Annotated in this window: 17 protein-coding genes; 8 read left to right on the top strand and 9 right to left on the bottom strand. The window is 76.0% G+C overall.

What is annotated here, in order from left to right:
- Positions 1 to 111 precede the first annotated feature (111 nt).
- On the bottom strand, positions 112 to 5226 hold the full coding sequence (locus tag CNO22_RS12875; RefSeq protein ID WP_100499749.1) for a SpoIIE family protein phosphatase: 5115 nt from the start codon (positions 5224 to 5226) through the stop codon (positions 112 to 114).
- A gap of 35 nt (positions 5227 to 5261) precedes the next feature.
- On the bottom strand, positions 5262 to 6575 hold the full coding sequence (locus tag CNO22_RS12870; RefSeq protein WP_100499748.1) for a DUF6986 family protein: 1314 nt from the start codon (positions 6573 to 6575) through the stop codon (positions 5262 to 5264).
- A gap of 65 nt (positions 6576 to 6640) precedes the next feature.
- Here CNO22_RS12870 and uraD point away from each other — a divergent pair, with 65 nt between their 5' ends.
- From uraD to pucL, 3 genes are read left to right on the top strand one after another with little or no spacing between them, the layout of a single operon-like run.
- On the top strand, positions 6641 to 7138 hold the full coding sequence (gene uraD / locus CNO22_RS12865; RefSeq protein ID WP_100499747.1) for a 2-oxo-4-hydroxy-4-carboxy-5-ureidoimidazoline decarboxylase: 498 nt from the start codon (positions 6641 to 6643) through the stop codon (positions 7136 to 7138).
- The gene (uraH, locus tag CNO22_RS12860) at positions 7135 to 7452 is read left to right on the top strand and encodes a hydroxyisourate hydrolase (RefSeq protein WP_100499746.1); all 318 of its coding nucleotides are present in this window, start codon (positions 7135 to 7137) and stop codon (positions 7450 to 7452) included. The genes uraD and uraH overlap by 4 nt, the downstream gene beginning before the upstream one ends.
- Before the next feature lie 55 nt (positions 7453 to 7507).
- Entirely contained in the window at positions 7508 to 8398 is an 891-nt protein-coding gene (pucL, locus tag CNO22_RS12855) for a factor-independent urate hydroxylase (protein WP_100499759.1), read from the top strand.
- A 100-nt stretch (positions 8399 to 8498) separates the two neighbouring features.
- Here pucL and CNO22_RS12850 read toward each other — a convergent pair whose 3' ends face one another.
- A complete protein-coding gene (locus CNO22_RS12850; protein ID WP_100499745.1) occupies positions 8499 to 9002 on the bottom strand; it encodes a hypothetical protein in 504 nt (167 codons plus the stop codon).
- Positions 9003 to 9068: 66 nt separating this feature from the next.
- Between CNO22_RS12850 and CNO22_RS12845 the strand changes: the two genes are divergently transcribed.
- Complete coding sequence (locus CNO22_RS12845; protein WP_100499744.1) at positions 9069 to 9557, top strand: phosphoribosyltransferase; 489 nt, start codon at positions 9069 to 9071, stop codon at positions 9555 to 9557.
- A 14-nt stretch (positions 9558 to 9571) separates the two neighbouring features.
- Here the strand turns inward: CNO22_RS12845 and CNO22_RS12840 are convergent, their stop codons facing one another.
- The 3 genes from CNO22_RS12840 to msrA form a co-directional block, all read right to left on the bottom strand.
- Positions 9572 to 10663: a class I SAM-dependent methyltransferase gene (locus CNO22_RS12840; protein ID WP_100499743.1), complete on the bottom strand. Its 1092-nt coding sequence runs from the start codon at positions 10661 to 10663 to the stop codon at positions 9572 to 9574.
- A gap of 55 nt (positions 10664 to 10718) precedes the next feature.
- Entirely contained in the window at positions 10719 to 11834 is a 1116-nt protein-coding gene (locus CNO22_RS12835) for a class I SAM-dependent methyltransferase (protein WP_232806996.1), read from the bottom strand.
- A gap of 127 nt (positions 11835 to 11961) precedes the next feature.
- Positions 11962 to 12615, bottom strand: a complete 654-nt coding sequence (gene msrA, locus CNO22_RS12830) for a peptide-methionine (S)-S-oxide reductase MsrA (RefSeq protein WP_100499741.1) — start codon at positions 12613 to 12615, stop codon at positions 11962 to 11964.
- Between the two features lie 89 nt (positions 12616 to 12704).
- Between msrA and CNO22_RS12825 the strand changes: the two genes are divergently transcribed.
- The 3 genes from CNO22_RS12825 (at position 12705) to CNO22_RS12815 (ending at position 15055) form a co-directional block, all read left to right on the top strand.
- The gene (locus CNO22_RS12825) at positions 12705 to 13718 is read left to right on the top strand and encodes an NADP-dependent oxidoreductase (protein ID WP_232806995.1); all 1014 of its coding nucleotides are present in this window, start codon (positions 12705 to 12707) and stop codon (positions 13716 to 13718) included.
- A 444-nt stretch (positions 13719 to 14162) separates the two neighbouring features.
- Positions 14163 to 14366, top strand: a complete 204-nt coding sequence (locus CNO22_RS12820) for a hypothetical protein (protein ID WP_100499739.1) — start codon at positions 14163 to 14165, stop codon at positions 14364 to 14366.
- Positions 14363 to 15055: an alpha/beta hydrolase gene (locus CNO22_RS12815; protein ID WP_100499738.1), complete on the top strand. Its 693-nt coding sequence runs from the start codon at positions 14363 to 14365 to the stop codon at positions 15053 to 15055. The genes CNO22_RS12820 and CNO22_RS12815 overlap by 4 nt, the downstream gene beginning before the upstream one ends.
- 48 nt (positions 15056 to 15103) lie before the next feature.
- Here the strand turns inward: CNO22_RS12815 and CNO22_RS12810 are convergent, their stop codons facing one another.
- The 3 genes from CNO22_RS12810 to CNO22_RS12800 form a co-directional block, all read right to left on the bottom strand.
- Entirely contained in the window at positions 15104 to 16123 is a 1020-nt protein-coding gene (locus CNO22_RS12810; RefSeq protein ID WP_100499737.1) for a 1-aminocyclopropane-1-carboxylate deaminase, read from the bottom strand.
- A complete protein-coding gene (locus tag CNO22_RS12805; RefSeq protein WP_198588297.1) occupies positions 16110 to 16769 on the bottom strand; it encodes a GntR family transcriptional regulator in 660 nt (219 codons plus the stop codon). The genes CNO22_RS12810 and CNO22_RS12805 overlap by 14 nt, the downstream gene beginning before the upstream one ends.
- 157 nt (positions 16770 to 16926) lie before the next feature.
- On the bottom strand, positions 16927 to 17439 hold the full coding sequence (locus tag CNO22_RS12800; protein WP_100499735.1) for a VOC family protein: 513 nt from the start codon (positions 17437 to 17439) through the stop codon (positions 16927 to 16929).
- Positions 17440 to 17618: 179 nt separating this feature from the next.
- Here CNO22_RS12800 and CNO22_RS12795 point away from each other — a divergent pair.
- Positions 17619 to 18414, top strand: a 796-nt coding sequence (locus CNO22_RS12795) for a Mut7-C RNAse domain-containing protein (protein ID WP_157936930.1), incomplete at its 3' end; no start/stop codon positions are given.

The following is an 18414-nucleotide window of genomic DNA, read 5'->3' as shown; positions in this document are numbered from 1 at the left end:
CTCGGTCCACCTCGTCCGGTCCTCCCTCCGGCCGGAACACCCCGCCGGCTGCGGGCTCATCCTCGTACACGTCAATCCCCCGTTGCGCGCGGGGTGCCGGGTGCGGCGTCGTCACGTGGACGGCTCCACCGGCGCACCTGCCACCGCGTCGCCGACCCCCGCCAGCGCGAGTATCCGCGCCGGCGGGGTCCCGGGCCCGATCGCCACCCGGAGCTCGACGCCGGCCCGCCGCGCCCGCGCCGCCGCCTCGAGAACCAGCCCGACCCCCGCGCTGGCCAGGTAACCGGTCGGCCGGAGGTCCAGCGTCGCGGCCGACCCTGGGGCGAGCTGGTCGAGCCGGGCGAGCACCTGCTGGCGGACCCGCGCCGCGGTGGCCAGGTCGACCTCGCCGTGCACCTCCAGGCGCGGCCCGGTCGCCTCGTCGTGCACGACCACGCTGGCCCCGCCGTCCCCCGAGGGGGGCGTCGGCGTGCGCGCGGGGTGGGCCGTCGACCGGGGGACGGCGGGTGCCATCCGGAAGCGGACCGTGGTGCCGGCGACCCCCGGGGCGTGCACCACCTCGACGTCGGCGCCCAGCGCGTCGATCAGCTCCAGGCCGCGCCCGCGGTGACCGCGGTCGGCCGGCGGTGGCCGCCAGACGCCGGAGTCGCGCACCTCGACCCGCACGCCGCCGTCGGCCTCGCGGGCCACCCGGTAGCTGCACTCGCCGTCGTCGGGAGAGGCGGCGTAGGCGTGCTCGACCGCGTTGGCCAGCGCCTCGCCCAGCGCCAGCTGCAGGTCCTCGGCGGTGTCGTCGGGCAGCCCGGCCGCCGCCGCCCACGCCGTCACGGCCCGCCGGACGCGGGACAGCCGGCGGGGGTCGGCGGGCAGTCGCTCGGCCAGCGGCTCCGGCACCAGCCGGGCGGCGATGAGCGCGACGTCGTCGGGCTGGTCGGCGTCGGCGAGGACCTCGGCGAGCAGCTGCCCGGTCAGGCCGACCGGATCGGCCGCGGCGTGCCGGGCGGCCGCCGCCCGGACCCGCTCCAGCCCGTCGTCGAGGACCTCGCCGCGGCGCTCCACGAGACCGTCGGTGTAGAGCAGCAGGGTGGCCCCGGGGGCGATGTCAACGGTGCCCTCGCTGTAGGGCCGACGTCCCGGCGCGCCGAGGACCGTCCCGGACCCGGCACCGTCGAGCAGTCGGGCGCCGTCGGAGGTCACCAGCAGCGCCGGCGGGTGCCCGGCGCGGGCCCAGCAGACCGTGCCGGCCGCGCCGTCGACGACCAGGCAGGCGGCGGTGGAGGCCAGCGCGCCGGGCAGCCGGGCGGCGAAGCGGTCCAGCAGCTCCAGGGCCTCCGCCGGGCGGCAGCCCTGCAGCAGGGCGGCCGACAGCGCGCTGCGCAGCTGACCCATGACCGCAGCGGCGGCCGGCCCCTGGCCGACGACGTCCCCGACGGCGATCGCGATCCGGTGGTCGGCGAGCTCGACGACGTCGTACCAGTCGCCGCCGGCCTGGCTGCCCTCGGCGCCGGGCAGGTAGTGCGCGGCCAGCGCCAGCCGCTCGAGGGCCGGCAGCTGCGCCGGCAGCAGGCTCAACTGCAGCGTCTCGGCGATGCCCCGCTCGGCCCGGTACAGCCGGGCGCGGTCGAGGGCCTGCGCGCACTGCTCGGCGACGGCGAGCAGCATCGCCCGGTCGGTGGCGGAGAAGCGCTGCACCTCGGACCAGGCCACCGACAGCACGCCGACCACCCGGCCGGCCACGGTCAGCGGCAGCGCCACCACCGCGGCCAGCCCGAAGTCCCGCGCCGACGCGGCCAGTTCGGGAGGGAGCGCGCGGTCGGCCGGGGGCAGCGCGGTGACGTCCTCCACCCAGACCGGACGCCGTTCGGTGACGGCCGTGGTGGCCACCACCGGGGTCGACATCGGCAGCGTCCGCCACATCTCCAGACCGGCCGGGCTGCCCCCGTCGATGGCCAGCGCGGACAGCGCCCGGTGCGAGGGGTCGACCTCGTAGACCGCCACCCGGCTGCCCGGGCCGGTCAGCGCGCGGACGTGCCCGCCGGCCACCTCAGCGACCTCCAGCGGGGTGGTCGCGGCGGACAGCTCGGCGGTCGCCCGCTGCAGCAGCGCCAGCCGCTGGGCGGCGGCCCGCTCCTCGGCGAGCAGCACCGCGTTGTCGACCGCCAGGGCGGCCCGGCCGGCGACCTCCTCGAGCAGCACCCGGTCGTCGTCGTCGTACGGCGGCGCCTCGCTGTGCCGGCCGAGCACCAGCACCGCCCGGAGCACGCCGCGGACGGCGAGCGGGACGGCGATCGCCGAGAGCTCGGCCAGCGGCCAGCCCGCCCCGTCCTGATCCGGCGGGGGCGGCCAGGTCAGCTGCTCGCCCAGCACCGACGCGCCGGTCTCCAGCACCCGCAGGCTGAGCCCGCTGTGCGGGTCCAGGGAGGCGATCGCGTCCTCGCTGGCCCGGTCCAGGCCCGCGATGCCGGCGAAGCGCAGCCGGCCGTCGTCCTCCAGGAACCGCACGCTGCACAGGTCGGCCAGCCGGGCCTCGACCAGCAGCCGGGCCAGCGCGCCGAGCTGACCGTCGACGGTGGTCTCCCGGTCCAGCGCCGTGCCGACCTCGGCGAGCAGCGTCTGCCGCGCCGTCTCGCGGGTCCGGGCGTTGATGTCGGTGCAGCTCCCGACGTACCCGGCGAACGTCTCACCGGCCCCGATCGGCGCGGCCCGCTCCAGCAGCCAGTGGTACGTGCCGTCGGCGCGGCGCAGCCGGACGTCGACCTCCCAGCCCTCCCGGTGGGCGGTCGCCGCCGTGACGACCTCGGTGTAACGGTCGCGGTCCTCCGGGTGCAGGCCCTGCGCCCAGCCGTCGCCGACCTCCTCGCGGGCCGGGCGGCCGGTGAACTCGGTCCAGCCCCGGTTGACGAAGACCCGCCGTCCGTCGGGGTCGGCCACCCAGATGAGGGCCGGTGCCAGGTCGGCCATCGCGGTGAACTGCTCCTCCGCGGCGCGACGGGCCCGGCCGAGCTCCAGGTGCGCGCCGACGCGGGCCAGCAGCTCCTGCGCGGAGAACGGCTTGACCAGGTAGTCGTCGGCGCCGGCGGCCAGGCCCTCGACGGCGGCCTCCTCGCCGGCGCGGGCCGAGAGCAGCACGACCGGGACGCGGGCGGTGCGCGGCTCGGCGCGCAGGGCCGCGAGCAGCCCCATGCCGTCGAGCCCGGGCATCATCACGTCGCTGACGACCAGGTCCGGCGGGTCGGCCAGCGTCGCCTCGAGCGCCTGCTGCCCGTCGGCGACCGCGCGGACGTCGTAGTGCGGGCCGAGCAGCCGCAGCAGGTACTCCCGCATGTCGGCGTTGTCGTCGGCGACCAGCACCCGCCCGGAGACCGCGGCCCGGCCCGGGCCCGTGGACGGCGGCTCGGCGCCGGGCGCGCCGTCCCCACCGGGCAGCCAGCGCACCGCCTCGGTGACGAACGGGACGGCGGCGGGTGAGACCGCGGGCGCGTCCGGAGCCGGCTCGGCCAGCCGGTCGGCGGGCAGGTGGGCGGTGCCCATCGGCAGCGTGACGGTGAACGTCGTCCCGGCGCCCGGGGTGCTCTCGACGTCGATGTCGCCGCCGTGCAGGACGACGAGCTCGCGGACCATCGCCAGGCCGATGCCGCTGCCCTCGCCCGAGCGGCCGCGGGCGGAGGCCACCCGGTGGAAGCGCTCGAACAGGCGGGGCAGCTCGTCGGCCGGGATGCCGGTGCCGGTGTCGCTGACGGTCAGCCGCGCGCCGCCGTCCTCCTGCCGCAGCCGGACGGTGATGCCGCCGGTGAAGGTGAACTTCAGCGCGTTGGAGAGCAGGTTGAGGACGACCTTCTCCCACATGTCGCGGTCGACGTGCACCGGCGCGTCCAGCGGGGGGCAGTCGACGGTGAAGGTCAGCCCCGCGCGGACGACGGCGGAGCGGAAGACGCTGGCCAGCTCGGCGGTGGCGGCGGCGAGGTCGACCGGCTCGAAGCGGGCGTCGATGCGGCCGGCCTGGATCCGGGAGAAGTCGAGCAGGGTGTTGACCAGCTTGCCCAGCCGCTGGGCGTTGCGCTCGATCACCTCGAGCTCCTCGCGCAGCCGCGGGTCGGCCGCCGCGGCCGGGGTGGCGCGCAGCTCGGCCACCGGGCCGGCGATGAGCGTCAGGGGGGTGCGGAACTCGTGGCTGACGTTGCTGAAGAAGTCGGTCTTGGCCCGGTCCAGCTCGGCCAGCGCCTCGGCCCGGCGGCGCTCGGCCAGGTAGGCCGAGGCATCGGTGACGGCGGTCGACACGTGCCCGCCCACGAGGTCGAAGAAGCCCCGGTAGTCGGCGTCCAGCTCCCGGTACGGGTTGACCCCGCAGACCAGGACGCCGACCGGCTGTGCGGTCCCGGACACGGTGATCGGCAGGATGACGGCCTGGTCGGGGGCCGAGTCGCCGACCGGGCCGGGCACGAACCACGACCCGTCCGCCGTCCGCACGCCGCCGATCACCTCCGTGGGCCCGCCGGCGGCGACCCGGCGGACCGCGGCGTCCGCCTCCGGCCCGGGCAGCACCCCCTCCGCGACCGGGGTCCCGGGGACGACCCCCGACCACGCGACCGGCCGGAGCCCGCCGTCGTCCGTGCGCAGGTACGCCACCGCGAAGGGCACGGGAGCGCGGTGGCGGCCCAGGACGGCGACCGCCGCGCGGCAGGCCTCGTCGACCGTGCCCACGGAGGCGGTGGAGACGTCGCCCAGGTCGCGCAGCGCCCGCAGCCGGCGTTCCCCGAGGACCCGCGAGGTGGTGTCGGTGACTGCGATGAAGACCCCGCCGACCCGGTCCTCGTCATCGGGCACCGGGCTGTAGGAGAAGGTCCAGAACGTCTCCTCCAGGTAGCCGTGCCGGTGCAGCAGCAGCATCTGGTCCTGCGAGAAGGTCGCACCCCCGCCCGACATGACCTGCTCGGCGAGCGGGCCGAGGGCGTCCCATGCCTCGGCCCAGACCGCGGACGCGGGGCGTCCGAGCGCGGCCGGGTGCTTGGTGCCGAGCAGCGGCAGGTAGGCGTCGTTGTAGAAGACCGTCAGCTCCGGCCCCCACCACACGAGCATCGGGAACCGCGAGGACAGGCAGATGCTCAACGCCGTGCGCAGCGCCTGCGGCCAGGCGTCCGCCGGGCCCACCGGCGTCCCGGCCCAGTCAGCCGCACCGACCCGGACGTCCATCGGCAGGAGCGCTGCGTCAGCCGCCTCGTCGGTCACCGAGCTTCCTCGCGCGCTCGGCTCCGGACGGGGCATCACGAGGGGATGGTAAGTGGCTCGGCGGTGCCGCCGTCCCCTCGGTCCGGGACAGCGGTCCGACCGGCGAGTCGCTCCAGTGCGGTGCGGTCGACGCCGGTCGCCGCGCGCACCTCCGCCTCGTCGACGGCGCCGCAGTCCAGGCCGCGCAGCACGACCGTGGCCAGCGCCCGCGCGGTGGCCGGCTCGTCGAGCACCCCGCCGTCCACCCGCTCCACGCAGGCCGCCAGCCGGGCCGCCGCGGCGGGCAGCGCCGCGCGGAAGAAGGCGTAGGTGGCGGTGTAGCGGGTGACCAGCTGGGCCGGGTGGAGGTCCCAGCCCTGGTAGAGCCCGCGCTCCAGGGCCCGGCGCACCAGGCCGGCGTGCAGCCGCCAGGCCGCGTGCACCCGGTCACGGTCGCCGACCGGCAGCACGTTGGTCGAGCCGTCGACCGCCACGGCGCCGGTGCCGGCGACGGCGACCTGCATCAGCTGCTTGGCCAGGTCCAGCGCGGGGTGGTCGGAGGACTGGTGGGCCGCGGCGATGCCGAGGGCGGCGCTGTAGTCGTAGGTGCCGAAGTGCAGGCCGGTCAGCCGCGGCCCGGCCGCGTGCACCAGCCGGGCGGGGGCCACCGCGCCGTCCGGGCCGACGACCGCCTGCGGGGTCTCGATCTGCAGCTCGAGGTCGAGGAGGACGCCGTGCGCGGCCTCCAGCGCGTCGAGCACCGGCAGGAACGCCCGCACCTGCTCGACGTCGGTGACCTTGGGCAGCGTGACGGTCGCCTTCCGCGCGCGGAAGGCGGTGAATAGGCCCGGGGGCGCGGTCGCCTCTCGCGCGCGGAAGGCGGTGGAGAGGCCGCCGAGGAAGAGGTCGAGGGAGTGGATGCCGCGGCGGCGGGTCGGGGCCTCGAGGCTCTTGGCCCGGATGCCGACCGACGGCGGGGCGGTGCCGGCGGCGAGGTCGGCGGCCACGGCCGCGGCGGCGCGTCGGACGTCGTCGTCCTCCCGTTCGGGCGGGCCGCGGTAGCCGTCCTCGGCGTCCACCCGCAGGTCCTCGACCGGCTCGGCGGCGAGCTTGGCGCGCACCCGGGGCAGCACCTGCTCGAGCAGGGCTGCGTCCAGGCCGAGGTCGGGCAGGCCGTGCTCGTCGAGGGCGGCCAGCGCGGCGGCGCCCCAGGCGGCGGCCAGGCCGGGGACGACGGCGTCGGCGGGCACGTAGCAGGTGTGCACCGGCTGCCGCGTCGTCCGGTCGCCCGGGAAGGCGGCGGCGCGGGCGGCGTCGACCGGCGCCAGCCGCCGGTCCAGCTCGGCGAGGACGTCCTCCGGCAGCGGCATCCGTCGACCCTGCCACCCCGGCGGTTTCCGCGGAAATCGCCGGGAACTGCTGCCATCCTCGTCGCATGGCCGCCCTCGACGACTTCAACGCCGAGCCCGCCGACCGCGCCGTCCAGGCCCTGCGGGCGTGCAACGCCGCGCCGCGGTTCGCCGCACAGGTGGTGGCCGGCCGGCCCTACCCGGACGTCGACGCGCTGGTCGCCCGCGCCGAGGAGGTCGCCCGCGGGCTGCCGTGGGAGGAGGTCGAGCTGGCGATCGCCGTCCACCCGCGGATCGGCGACCGGCCCGAGGGCTCTTCGCCGGAGGCCGCGGCCTCCCGGCGGGAGCAGCGCGCGGTGGGCTCGGCGGACGACGCGACGCGGGCCGCGCTGGCCGAGGGCAACCGGGCGTACGAGCAGCGCTTCGACCGGGTGTTCCTGGTGCGCGCCGCGGGCCGCTCGCCCGAGGAGCTCCTGGCCGAACTGCGTCGCCGGCTTGGCAACGACGAGGAGACCGAGCGCGCCGAGGTGATCGGGCAGCTGGCGGAGATCACCGCGCTGCGGGTGCGGGAGCTGGTGTCATGAGTGTCTCGACGCACGTGCTGGACTCCGTGCTCGGGCGGCCGGCGATGGGGATGGTCGTGCGGCTGTTCGCGGGCGAGGAGCTGGTCGCCGAGGGGGTCACCGACGCCGACGGCCGCTGCCGGCTGGTCGACGGGGCGACCGCACGGGGCACCCACCGGCTGGTGTTCTCGACCGGCTCATGGTTCGCCGACCAGGGGCGGGAGACCTTCTACCCCGAGGTGGCGCTCGCCTTCGACGTCCGCGAGCCGGCCGAGCACCACCACGTGCCGCTGCTGCTGGCCCCGTTCGCCTACTCGACCTACCGCGGCTCCTGACGGCCGGAACGCGGACGACGCCTCCCGCGCTGTTCCACGTGCAACAGTGCGGCGCATGGCGATCCGGCTCGGCCCGAACCAATACGGCAAGGCGGAGGTCCGCGTGGTCGCGGTCGACCGCAGCAGCCCACGGCACACCCTGGTCGACCTCAACGTCAGCAGCAGCCTGCGCGGCGACTTCACCGCCGCGCACACCGCCGGCGACAACGCCCACGTGCTGACCACCGACACGCAGAAGAACACCGTGTTCGCCTTCGCCCGGGACGGCGTCGGCTCGCCGGAGGCGTTCGCGCTGCGGCTGGCCCGCCACTTCGCCGGCGCCTACGCGTGGATCAGCGGCGCCCGGGTGGCGGTCGACTCGTTCGGCTGGGACCGGATCGCCGTCGGTGGGCAGCCGCACGAGCACGCCTTCCGCCGCGACGGTGGCGAGGTGCGGACGGCGGTGGTCACGGTGAACGGCGACACCGCGCACGTGCTCGCCGGGCTGCGCGACCTCGTCGTCCTCAAGACCACCGGTTCGGAGTTCTGGGGCTTCCCGCGCGACCGGTACACGACGCTGGCCGAGACCCGCGAGCGCATCCTGGCCACCGCGGTCACGGCGCGCTGGCGCTACACGAGCACCGACCTCGACTGGGACGCGACGTACGACGCCGTCCGGACGGCGCTGCTCGAGGCCTTCGCCGGCACCCACTCGATGGCGCTGCAGCAGACGCTGTACGCGATGGGCGCGGCGGTGCTCGAGCGCTGTCCGGACGTCGCCGAGGTGCGGCTGTCGATGCCGAACAAGCACCACTTCCCGGCGGACCTCTCGGCGTTCGGCCTGGACAACCCCGACGCCGTCTACGCGGCCGCGGACCGGCCCTACGGGTTGATCGAGGGCGCGGTGCTGCGCGACGACGTCCCGCCGGCCGAGGTCGCCTGGCTGGGGACGCCGGGCTTCTGCTGAGCCGCGGGCCGGGGCGCCGTGTGACGCGCTTCGTGCACGCATCGCGGTCGCCGCAGCTCCGGGACCGCGACACGTGCACACACCGTCGAGCGGCGCCGGGTCAGCGACCCCAGCTGTCGTCCTGCGGCACCCGCTCGATGCCGACCCCGGCGAGGAGCAGGTCGGCGTGCACGCGCAGGTCGGCGCCCCGCTCGTCGTCGGTGTGCAGGACGTCGGTGCCCTCGGCCACGCCCACCCCGCCCACGCCGCGGCAGCTCTCCCACACGTGCCAGCCGGCCGGCACTCGCACCGACACCCCACCCATCAGCGCCCGCACGGTGAGGTCCACCCCGCCGGGCACCTTGGGCACCGCGGTCAGGTCGAGCCGGACGCCGCCCATCAGCACGTCCAACCGCACCCGCGACAGCTCAGGGTTGACCGGCCGCAGCTCCACGCCGCCGACCACGACCACCCGCCGGATGCCGGCCGTGCTGTCGTCGCCCTCGTCCTTGCGTCGGGCCACCAGCCGTCCGGTGACGGCCAGCACGGCCTGCAGTACCCACCAGCGCAGCAGCCACGGCAGCACCCGGCGGACGGCGGGCGGCAGGGTGCTCGGGGTCGTCATGCGGCCAGCCTGCCCGCCCTACCGCCCCGGTGCCCAGGCCTTTCCCTCCTGGCATCATCGACCGGCGTGGGCGACGAGCGCGAGGTGCTGACCTACGAGTCCTTCGGGACGGCGGCGCGCGAGCTGGCCGAACAGGTCGCCGCCGACGGCTTCGAGCCCGATCTGATCCTTTCCATCGCCCGTGGCGGGCTGTTCCTCGGCGGCGCGCTGGGCTACGCCCTCGACGTCAAGAACCTGTTCGTTATGAACGTGGAGTTCTACACCGGCGTCGACGAGCGGCTCGACCTGCCGGTGGTGCTGCCCCCCACCCTCGACGTCGTCGACCTGACCGGCGCGCGGGTGCTGGTCGCCGACGATGTCGCCGACACCGGAAAGACGCTCGAGCTGGTCCGCGACTTCTGCGCCGGCCACGTGACCGAGGTGCGGACGGCGGTGGTCTACGAGAAGCCGCAGTCGGTCGTGCGATGCGACTACGTCTGGCGGCGGACCGACCGGTGGATCGACTTCCCGTGGTCGTCGCAGCCCCCGGTGCGCCGCCGGGCGAGCGCCTCCTGACCCGGAGGCCCGACTCAGGCCCCGGTGCGCAGCCGGTAGAAGCGGAAGAACTCGTTGTCCACGGGGAGGACGTCGACCCCGGCGAACCCCGCCTCGTGGGCGTAACGCTCCAGCGTGGCCGGTCGCATCACCGTGCCGGTGCCCGCCGAGGGACGGGTGGAGAGCCCGTCGGGCAGGCAGCAGGTGACGCTGTAGCCGTACATCAGTCGCTCGATCGCGTCGCCGGGGGCGGTGAACCGCTCGGCGACCCTCTCGTCGACGACGAGCACGGTGCCGCCCGGGCGGGCCATCCGGCGCATCGCGGCGAGCACGCCGACCGGATCGGCGAGGTCGTGCACGCACTCGAAGGCGGTGACCAGGTCGTAGCTGCCCTGCTCCCCCGCGGCCGCGGCGTCCACGGTGGTGAACCGGATCCGGTCGGCGACGCCGGCCTCCTCGGCGTTGCGCCGCGCCTGCTCGACCGAGGGCTCGTCGATGTCGTAGCCGTCGACGCGGACCTGCGGGTACGCGCGGGCGATGCCGATGGCCGACCAGCCCATCCCGCAGCCGACGTCGGCGACCCGGCCGCCGGCCCGCAACGCCGCGTCGATCTCGGGGACGGAGGCGAGGTCCTGTCCCGCCATGGGGCCGAGGAAGTACGCGCGGTTGCAGGCGGCCTGGGCGTCGCGGGCGTCACCCATCTCTGCCCAGGAGAGCCCCTCGCCGGTGCGGTAGACCTCGAGCAGCCGCGGGACGTTGCGGGCGAAGATCAGCGCGGCGTGCGCGAACGGCGGCATGTAGGCGAGGTCGTCGCGGTCGACGAGGACGGGGCGGTGCGCCTCGGGGAGGGTGTACCGCCGCTCGTCGGGGGCCGCGGTCTCGTCGTCCACCGTGAGGACGCCGGCCACGGCCTGCTGCTCCAGCCACTCGCGGGCGTACCGCGGGGCGGTGCCGGTGCGCTCGGCCAGCTCGGGAGCGGTGGCGGGCGACTCCGCCAGTGCGCGGTACCAGCCCAGCTCGCTGCCCAGGTGGACCGCGGCCAGTTCCAGGGTGGCGATCACCCCGTCGAACAGACGCTCGGCCAGGGCGGTGGTGGCGTCGACGGGCGGGATCTCGGTCGTCGTCATGTCCGCTGACGATGGCCCGCCTCCGACCGCCGAGCCAGGGCCGTCGGGCCCTCGGTCAGCGGCGGGTGGAGACGGTGACGGTGAAGTGCCGGTCCGACCCGGCGACCTGGGTGGGGCCGACCAGCCGGCGCAGCGCGGCGCAGTGCGGCAGCCGGTTGTTGTACACGCACCACAGCTGCCCGCCGGGCCGCAGCACCCGGCCCGCCGCAGCGAACAGCCGGTCGGCCGCACCGGTCACCACGGCCGCGCCCAGGTGGAAGGGCGGGTTGCAGACGACGAGGTCCACGCTCGCGTCCGGCACGCTTGACGCCGCGTCGTCCCGAACGACCCGGACCCGCTCGGCCACCCCGTTGGCCGCCGCCGTCTCCCCTGCCGAGGCCACCGCCGCCGCGGACTGGTCGCCGGCCAGCACGGTCAGCTCCGGCCGGGTGAGCGCGAGTGCGGTGGCCAGCACGCCGGTGCCGCAGCCGAGGTCCAGCGCCGTCCGGGCAGCGGGGGCCATTCGCGGCAGCGCGGCGAGCAGGGCGCGCGTCCCGGCGTCCACCTTCGTGCCGGCGAACGCGGCGCCGTGCGCGCAGACGGTGAGCCCCAGGTCGGGGTGCTCCTGCCGGCGCGGGAAGGACGACGTCACGCCCGGCCTCGACCCGCGGGCGACCAGCACCCGCGACTTCTGCCGCGCCAGCGTGGCGGAGACGTCGGTGAAGCCGATGGCCAGGACGTCGTTCATCGCGTGGGTCATGTGCTTGACCCGCCCGCCGACCAGCAGCGTGACGCCGGGCGCGGCCGAGGCGGCCACCACCTCGGTGAGCTCGCGCAGCGCGTCGAGGGACTTCGGCGCCTTGGCCAGCACGAGCCGGACGCCGTCCGCCAGCCCGGGGCCCAGCGGCAGCGAACGGTACGTGCCGGTCAGCCCGGTGCGCTCGGCATTGCGGGCCAGGGCCAGCTCGCCGACCAGCAGGTCCTGGTGCACCCGGACGTCGCGGGCGCCGGTGGCGACCGCGCCGAGGGTCAGCGCGCCGTAGGAGTCGTCGACGACGGCGACCTCACCGGGACCGGCCCCGGCGAGCAGGTCGGCGGCCTCGTCGAGCAGTAGCCGGTCGGTCGCGTCGACGGCGACCAGGTCCGGCGCCTCGACGTCCGGCTCCCGCCGCAGTGCTTCGAACACGCTCACGCCATCAGCCATCAGCCATCGGCCCCCTGCAGGGTCCCGCCGCCGGCCCTGTCCCGAGGCTCGCGCCGAGCGTGCGAGGCGTGAGGAGGACAGGGTCCTTTCATGGCGGGGGGCAGGGGGTCCTCTCTCAGACGCCGGAGAGGCCCACCGGGCAGGAGACGCCGGTCGAGTGGATCGGGCAGTAGCCGTTGGGGACCTTGTACAGGTACTGCTGGTGGTAGTCCTCGGCGTAGTAGAAGTCGCCGAGTGGGGCGATCTCGGTGGTGATCTCGCCGTAGCCGGCGGCGGTCAGCCGCCGCTGGAAGGCCTCGCGGCTGGCGCGGGCGGCGGCCTCCTGCTCCGGGCCCGAGAAGTAGATCGCCGAGCGGTACTGGGTGCCGACGTCGTTGCCCTGGCGCATGCCCTGCGTCGGGTCGTGGTCCTCCCAGAAGACCTTGAGCAGTTGCTCGTAGGAGGTCACCGCCGGGTCGAAGACGACCAGCACGACCTCGGTGTGGCCGGTCTGCGCCGAGCAGACCTCCTCGTAGGTCGGGTTGGGCGTGTAGCCACCGGCGTAACCGGCCGCGGTGGAGTAGACCCCCGGCTGCTCCCAGAAGACCTTCTCCACGCCCCAGAAGCACCCGGCCCCGAAGACGGCGGTCTGCATGCCCTCCGGGAACGGCGGCTGGATGCGGTTGCCGTTGACCGCGTGCAGCTCCGGGACGGAGGGCAGCGGCGTGGGGCGGCCCGGCAGCGCGTCCTCGGCTGCCACCGGCTGGGTCTTGAACCGGGAGAAGAACATGCTCCGAGCGTAGGCCGGGGGTGCAAGGAGGACCGGCGGCCGCGGACAGCGACCGGGCGGCCCGACCTCGGCGGATGCAGGATCGAACCGTGACGACGACGCGTGAGTGGCACCTGGCGGCCCGGCCGCACGGCGAGCCGACCCCCGAGGACTTCCGGCTGGTCGAGGTGCCCCTCCCCGAGCCGGCCGAGGGGCAGGTCGTCGTCCGGAACGTCGTGATGTCGGTCGACCCGTACATGCGCGGCCGGATGCGCTCGGGCCCGTCGTACGCGCCGCCGTGGGAGGTCGGCGAGGTGATGAAGGGCGGCGCCGTCGGCCGGGTGGTCGCCTCGCGCGCGCCCGAGCTGCCGGAAGGGGCGCTGGTCCTCAGCGACGCCGCGTGGCGGGAGACCGCCGTCCTCGACGCCGCCGCGGTGACCCGGCTGCCGGCGGCGGACGACGTCTCGCCGTCCTGGTACCTGGGCGTGCTCGGCATGCCGGGGCTGACCGCGTACGCCGGGCTGTTCCGGGTCGGCGCCTTCCGCGAGGGGGACGACGTGTACGTCTCCGGGGCCGCCGGCGCAGTGGGCAGCCTGGTCGGCCAGTTCGCCCGGCTGCGCGGCGCGGGCAGCGTGATCGGCAGCGCCGGGTCGGCCGAGAAGGTCGCCTGGCTGCGGGAGCTCGGCTTCACCGCCGCCTTCGACCACCACGACGGTGTGGCGCGGGGGCTGGCCGAGGCGGCACCCGACGGGATCGACCTCTTCTTCGACAACGTCGGCGGCGACCACCTCGAGGCCGCGATCGGCGCGCTGCGGGTGCACGGGCGGGCCGCGCTGTGCGGCTCGATCTCCGGCTACAACGCCGTTGAGCCGCCGCCCGGGCCGCGCAACATGTCGCTGATGGTCGGCAAGCGGCTCACCCTGCGCGGCTTCCTCGTCAGCGACCACGCCGACCTCCGCCCGGAGTTCACCGAGACGGTGACCGGCTGGCTGCGCTCGGGCGACCTCGTCGTCCGGGAGACCGTGTACGAGGGGATCGAGCAGGCCGTGCCGTCCTTCCTGGACCTGCTACGTGGGGGCAACGTCGGGAAGATGGTCGTCCGTCTCGCGCCCGACCCGGACTGACGGCGGGACGGCGGTGCGCAGCCGGAGCCGCACGCCGGCCGGCTCGCGCCGCACGTCGAGCATCCGCACCGCGCCCGCCCGGCCAGCAGCGCCCACCGCCGCCGGGCGGCCCCCTGGGACAGCGCCGCGACCGCCCCGCAGGCCAGCGCCGCGGCGACCAGCACGCTCGCCGCCCACCAGGTCGGCAGGTTCGTCTCGTCGAAGACGTCGAGGTAGGTGCGCAGCTGCCCGCGCTCGGTGGTGAGCGGCGAGCCCTGCGGGAGCGCGAGCACGGCGCTGACCGCAACGAGGACGAGCGTCACGGCCACGGGTACGGCGGGCCACGGGAGTCGGCGAGTGACCGGGGACACAACCGGAGCGTGGCCGACCCGGATGAGAGGGGGATGAGGACCCGCTCGGACGCGCCGACGGTTGCCCGCGCCGGATCCGGGCAGGATGCCGATCATGTGGCTCTTCCTGACCAGCCGGCTGCGTACCTGGCTGCTGCTGACCGTCGTCGTCCCCCTCGCCACCGGCCTGCTGCGGCGGGTCGGGCAGGTTCTCGAGAGGCGGACCGGCTCGACCCCGGTGACCCGCGCGCTGTACAAGGCCGGCGACCTCGGCGACCGCGCCCGCGCGACGCTCCGCGGCGGGCGCCGGCGCCGGTGACCACCGGCGGCGGGCGCCCGGGCCTGGACCACCAGCCGGCCGCGGGGCCGACCCGGGCGCTCGCCGTCTTCTGCCACGGCGGCACCGTGGCCAGCGTGCAGCCGCCCAAGGAGCGGGCGCTGTCGCTGCTGCGGATGCGCACCATCGAGCAGTTCGTGCGCGCCTCCGCCGCCGACCGGGGCCTGGACACCTACGTGCTGCGCTATCGGGTGGCCGGCTGGAACGGGGTGGCCGCCGACGCGCACGCCGACGTCCGGTGGGCTCTGGGCGAGCTGCGGGAACGACACGGGGACGACGTCCCGGTGGTGCTGGTCGGGCACTCGATGGGCGGCCGGGCGGTGCTGCGCGCCGGGGACGACGCCTCGGTGCGGGCGGTCTGCGCGCTGGCGCCGTGGACCCCGCCGGGTGAGCCGGTCGAGCACCTGCGCGGGCAGACCGTCGCGATGCTGCACGGCCGCGGCGACCGCTGGGTACCGGCGGCGCTGTCCGCGGACTTCGCCGTCCGTGCGGAGCGGGCCGGCGCGCGGATCGCCCGGTTCACGATCACCGGCGGGCACAGCATGGTGCGCCGGGCCCCCGTCTGGCACGCCTTCGTGCGGGACGTCGTCCTCGCGGGGACCGGGCTCGCGCCGTGGCGGGCCGACCTGCGCGCGGCCCTGGAGGGCCGGGAGCTCGCCGCTTCCCTCTGAGCCCGGATCGCCCCTCGCGCGCGGAAGGCGATCCGGGCCCGGAGCCGCTCAGGAGAACAGCGCGCTGTAGCCGTTGAGCGCGGGCTGCCCGCCGAGGTGGGCGTAGAGCACGGTGGACGACGGGTCGATCTCGCGGCGGCCGATGAGGTCGATGGTCGCGGCCATCGACTTCCCCTCGTACACCGGGTCGGTGACCATGCCCTCGGTGCGGGCGGCGGTCTCCATGGCGCGGATCGTGGCGGCGTCTGGGATGCCGTAGACCCCCGCGTGGTATCGCTCGTCGAGCTCCACGTCGTCGAGGGTGAGCTCGCGGCGCAGGCCGATCAGCCGCCCGGTGCGCTGGGCGATCCGCAGCACCTGGTCGCGGGTCTCGGCGGGCCGGGCGCTCGCGTCGACGCCGAGGACCCGCCGCGGGCGGGCGCCGTCCTCCTCCAGCTTCGCGAAGCCGGCGACCATGCCCGCCTGCGTCGAGCCGGTGACCGAGCAGACGACGACGGTGTCGAAGAAGACGCCCAGCTCGGCCTCCTGGGCGGCGACCTCCTCCGCCCAGCCGGCGAAACCGAGCCCACCCAGCGGGTGGTCGCTCGCCCCGGCCGGGATGGCGTAGGGCTTGCCGCCGCGCGCCTCGATCTCGGCGAGCGCGGCCTCCCAGCTCTCCTTGAACCCGATGCCGAACCCGGCCTTCACCAGCCGGACGTCGGCCCCGGCCAGCCGGCTGATCAGGATGTTGCCGACCTTGTCGTAGACGGCGTCGGGCCAGTCCACCCAGCTCTCCTGCACGAGCACGCACCGCAGCCCGACCCGGGCGGCCACCGCCGCCACCTGGCGGGTGTGGTTGCTCTGCACGCCGCCGATCGAGACGAGCGTGTCGCAGCCCTGCGCGAGGGCGTCGGCGACGAGGTACTCCAGCTTGCGGGTCTTGTTGCCGCCGAAGGCGATGCCGGAGTTCACGTCCTCGCGCTTGGCCCAGACGGCCGCGCCGCCGAGGTGCTCGGTGAGCCGGTCGAGCCGGTGCACTGGGGAGGGCCCGAACAGCAGCGGGTACCGGGGGTGGTCAGACAGTGCCATCAGGGGTCTCCTCCAGCTCGGACAGCAGCGCCGTCCAGATCTCGGTCGTGGTGACGACGGCGGCGTCGACGTCGGAGCGCGCGCAGGCGGCGATCAGGCGGTCGTGCAGCTCGACGGACTCCGCGCCGTGCGCCGCGGCGAAGCGCCGGCGCTCCAGCCGGCGGACGGCGGGGGTGAGGCGCTCGACGGTCGCGGTGAGCGCGGCGTTGCCACAGCGGGCGAGCAGCACGCCGTGCAGGTCGTCGTCGGCGGCGAGGGCGGCGTCGACGTCCCCGGCCCGCACCGCGGCGGCGAACCGCTCGTTGGCCGCGCGCATGGCGGCGACGTCGTCCGGGGTCACCGCGGGCACGGCCTCCCGCGTGGCGAGCTCGTGCATCGCCCGGACGACGACGGCGGCGTCGCGGACGTCGCGCACCCGCAGCGGCGTCACCCGGGTGTGGCTCTGCGGCTTGGCCTCGACCAGCCCCTCGTCGGCCAGCCGGGCCAGCGCGGCGCGCACGGGGGCGACCGACAGCCCGAGACGCGCGGCCAGCTCGGCGTCCTTCACCACCGCGCCGGGTTGGAGGTCCCCGGAGACGATCGCCGCACGGATGCGCTCGAGCGCGACGTCCCGCAGCAGGACGCGGGGGACGGGAGCCAGGGCCACGGCTGACATCTCAGATGTCAGAGTCGGTCGACGTCAACCCCTGATCGCCTCCCGCGCGCGAGCGGCGATCAGGGGCGGCGGTCACCTGCGGCTGCTGGGGTCCGGCGTGGGGTCGTCGGCGAGCCGGCCCCGGATCAGCTCGTCGTGCGTCGGACGATCACGCGGGGACGGAGACCCCCACGCCGCCCCGGGTGCCGGCCCCGTAGCGGGCGATCTCGCGGTCGAGGTCCAGCGGGGCGGTCATCGGCGCGCCCTCGGTGAGCTCCGGGGTGATCAGCGCGGCCGGGACCAGCCACGAGACCTCGAACTCCAGCCCGTCGGGGTCCTGGGCGTAGAGGGCCTTGGTGGTCACGTGGTCGGAGGCCCCGACCAGCGCGCCGGCCTGCAGCAGCGCGTCGCGGACGCGGGTGAGCTCGGCGAGCGTGTCAACCTCCCAGGCCAGGTGGTAGAGGCCGACCGTGCGGCGGCCGGCCTCGGACGCCCCGGCGCCGGCGCCGACCTGGAACAGCCCCAGGTCGTGGTCGTTGGTCGATCCCTCGGCCTGCAGGAACACCGCGGCACCGGGGATCTCGGTCTTCACCCGGAACCCGAGCACGTCGCGGTAGAAGGCGAGGCTGCGCTCCACGTCCCGGACGTAGAGGACGGCGTGGTTGAGGCGCTGGACAGGCACGGCTGACTCCTCGGTGGGGGGACGGCGCCGTCCAGTGTGCAGGCGTTTGTTTGAGACTTCAAGGATTTGGCCTGGGCGATCGGGTAGGGCGTGCCCATGGACCACTCCAGGGTGCAGGCGGGGATGCTGGTCCCGGACGCCGCCGACCCGTCGCTGGAGACGCTCCGCGTCGTCGCCTGATGACAGCCGACGCGCCCCCGGGTCGCCTCCCGCGCGCGGAAGGCGACCCGGGGGGCGTCGTCGTCCGGGTCGTGCCGGAGCTGGCCTTCCTGCTGCGCCCGCGGGACCGGGCGGCGCGGGAGCGGCGGCTGGGGCACGACCCGGACGCCACGGTCGGGCACGTCGTCCAGGCCGCGGGGGTGCCGCTGACCGAGGTCGGCGAGCTGCGGCTGGACGGCGTCCCGACACGGCCGACCGCGCGGCCGGGACCGGGCAGCGTGGTGGACGTGGCCGTCGTCCCCCGGCCGCAGCCGGTGCCGCCCGGCGGCTTCCTGCTCGACGTCGGCCTCGGCACGCTGGCCCGCCGGCTGCGGCTGCTCGGCCTGGACGCCGCCTGGTCCAACGACGCCGAGGACGCCGACCTCGCCGCACGCTCCGCCGCCGAGGACCGCGTGCTGCTCACCCAGGACCGCGGCCTGCTCATGCGCCGGGGCGTGCGCGGCGCGCTGGTGCGGGGCAGCCGGCCCGACGACCAGCTGGTCGACGTCCTCGACCGGTTCGCACCGCGGCTGGCCCCGCTGACCCGCTGCACCGCCTGCAGCGCCCGGCTGGAGCCCGTGGCGAAGGCCGAGGTCGCCGACCTGCTGCCGCCGGGCACGCGCCGCACGTTCGAGGACTTCGCCCGGCGTCCCGACACGGCCGACCGCGCGGCCGGGACCGACCAGCGTGTAGCCGAAGCCCAGCCCGATGACCAGCAGCAGGCCGGTGATCACCCGCTCGAACGGCCGGTGCCCGCGGGACTGCGCGGCCAGCAGC

The organism is Geodermatophilus chilensis, assembly GCF_002802985.1.
Taxonomy (GTDB): Bacteria; Actinomycetota; Actinomycetes; order Mycobacteriales; family Geodermatophilaceae; genus Geodermatophilus; species Geodermatophilus chilensis.
The sequence above is the reverse complement of the archived record's forward strand: the minus strand, read 5'-3'. Positions and strand labels throughout refer to the sequence as shown.

What these genes read in the sequence shown, in the direction of transcription:
- uraD (WP_100499747.1), top strand. Translation starts at nt 6,641, where the DNA reads ATGGCCGCCCTCGACGACTTCAACGCCGAGCCCGCCGACCGCGCCGTC.
- CNO22_RS12870 (WP_100499748.1), bottom strand. Translation starts at nt 6,575, where the DNA reads ATGCCGCTGCCGGAGGACGTCCTCGCCGAGCTGGACCGGCGGCTGGCG.
- msrA (WP_100499741.1), bottom strand. Translation starts at nt 12,615, where the DNA reads ATGTTCTTCTCCCGGTTCAAGACCCAGCCGGTGGCAGCCGAGGACGCG.
- CNO22_RS12820 (WP_100499739.1), top strand. Translation starts at nt 14,163, where the DNA reads ATGTGGCTCTTCCTGACCAGCCGGCTGCGTACCTGGCTGCTGCTGACC.
- pucL (WP_100499759.1), top strand. Translation starts at nt 7,508, where the DNA reads ATGGCGATCCGGCTCGGCCCGAACCAATACGGCAAGGCGGAGGTCCGC.
- CNO22_RS12810 (WP_100499737.1), bottom strand. Translation starts at nt 16,123, where the DNA reads ATGGCACTGTCTGACCACCCCCGGTACCCGCTGCTGTTCGGGCCCTCC.
- CNO22_RS12850 (WP_100499745.1), bottom strand. Translation starts at nt 9,002, where the DNA reads ATGACGACCCCGAGCACCCTGCCGCCCGCCGTCCGCCGGGTGCTGCCG.
- uraH (WP_100499746.1), top strand. Translation starts at nt 7,135, where the DNA reads ATGAGTGTCTCGACGCACGTGCTGGACTCCGTGCTCGGGCGGCCGGCG.
- CNO22_RS12840 (WP_100499743.1), bottom strand. Translation starts at nt 10,663, where the DNA reads ATGACGACGACCGAGATCCCGCCCGTCGACGCCACCACCGCCCTGGCC.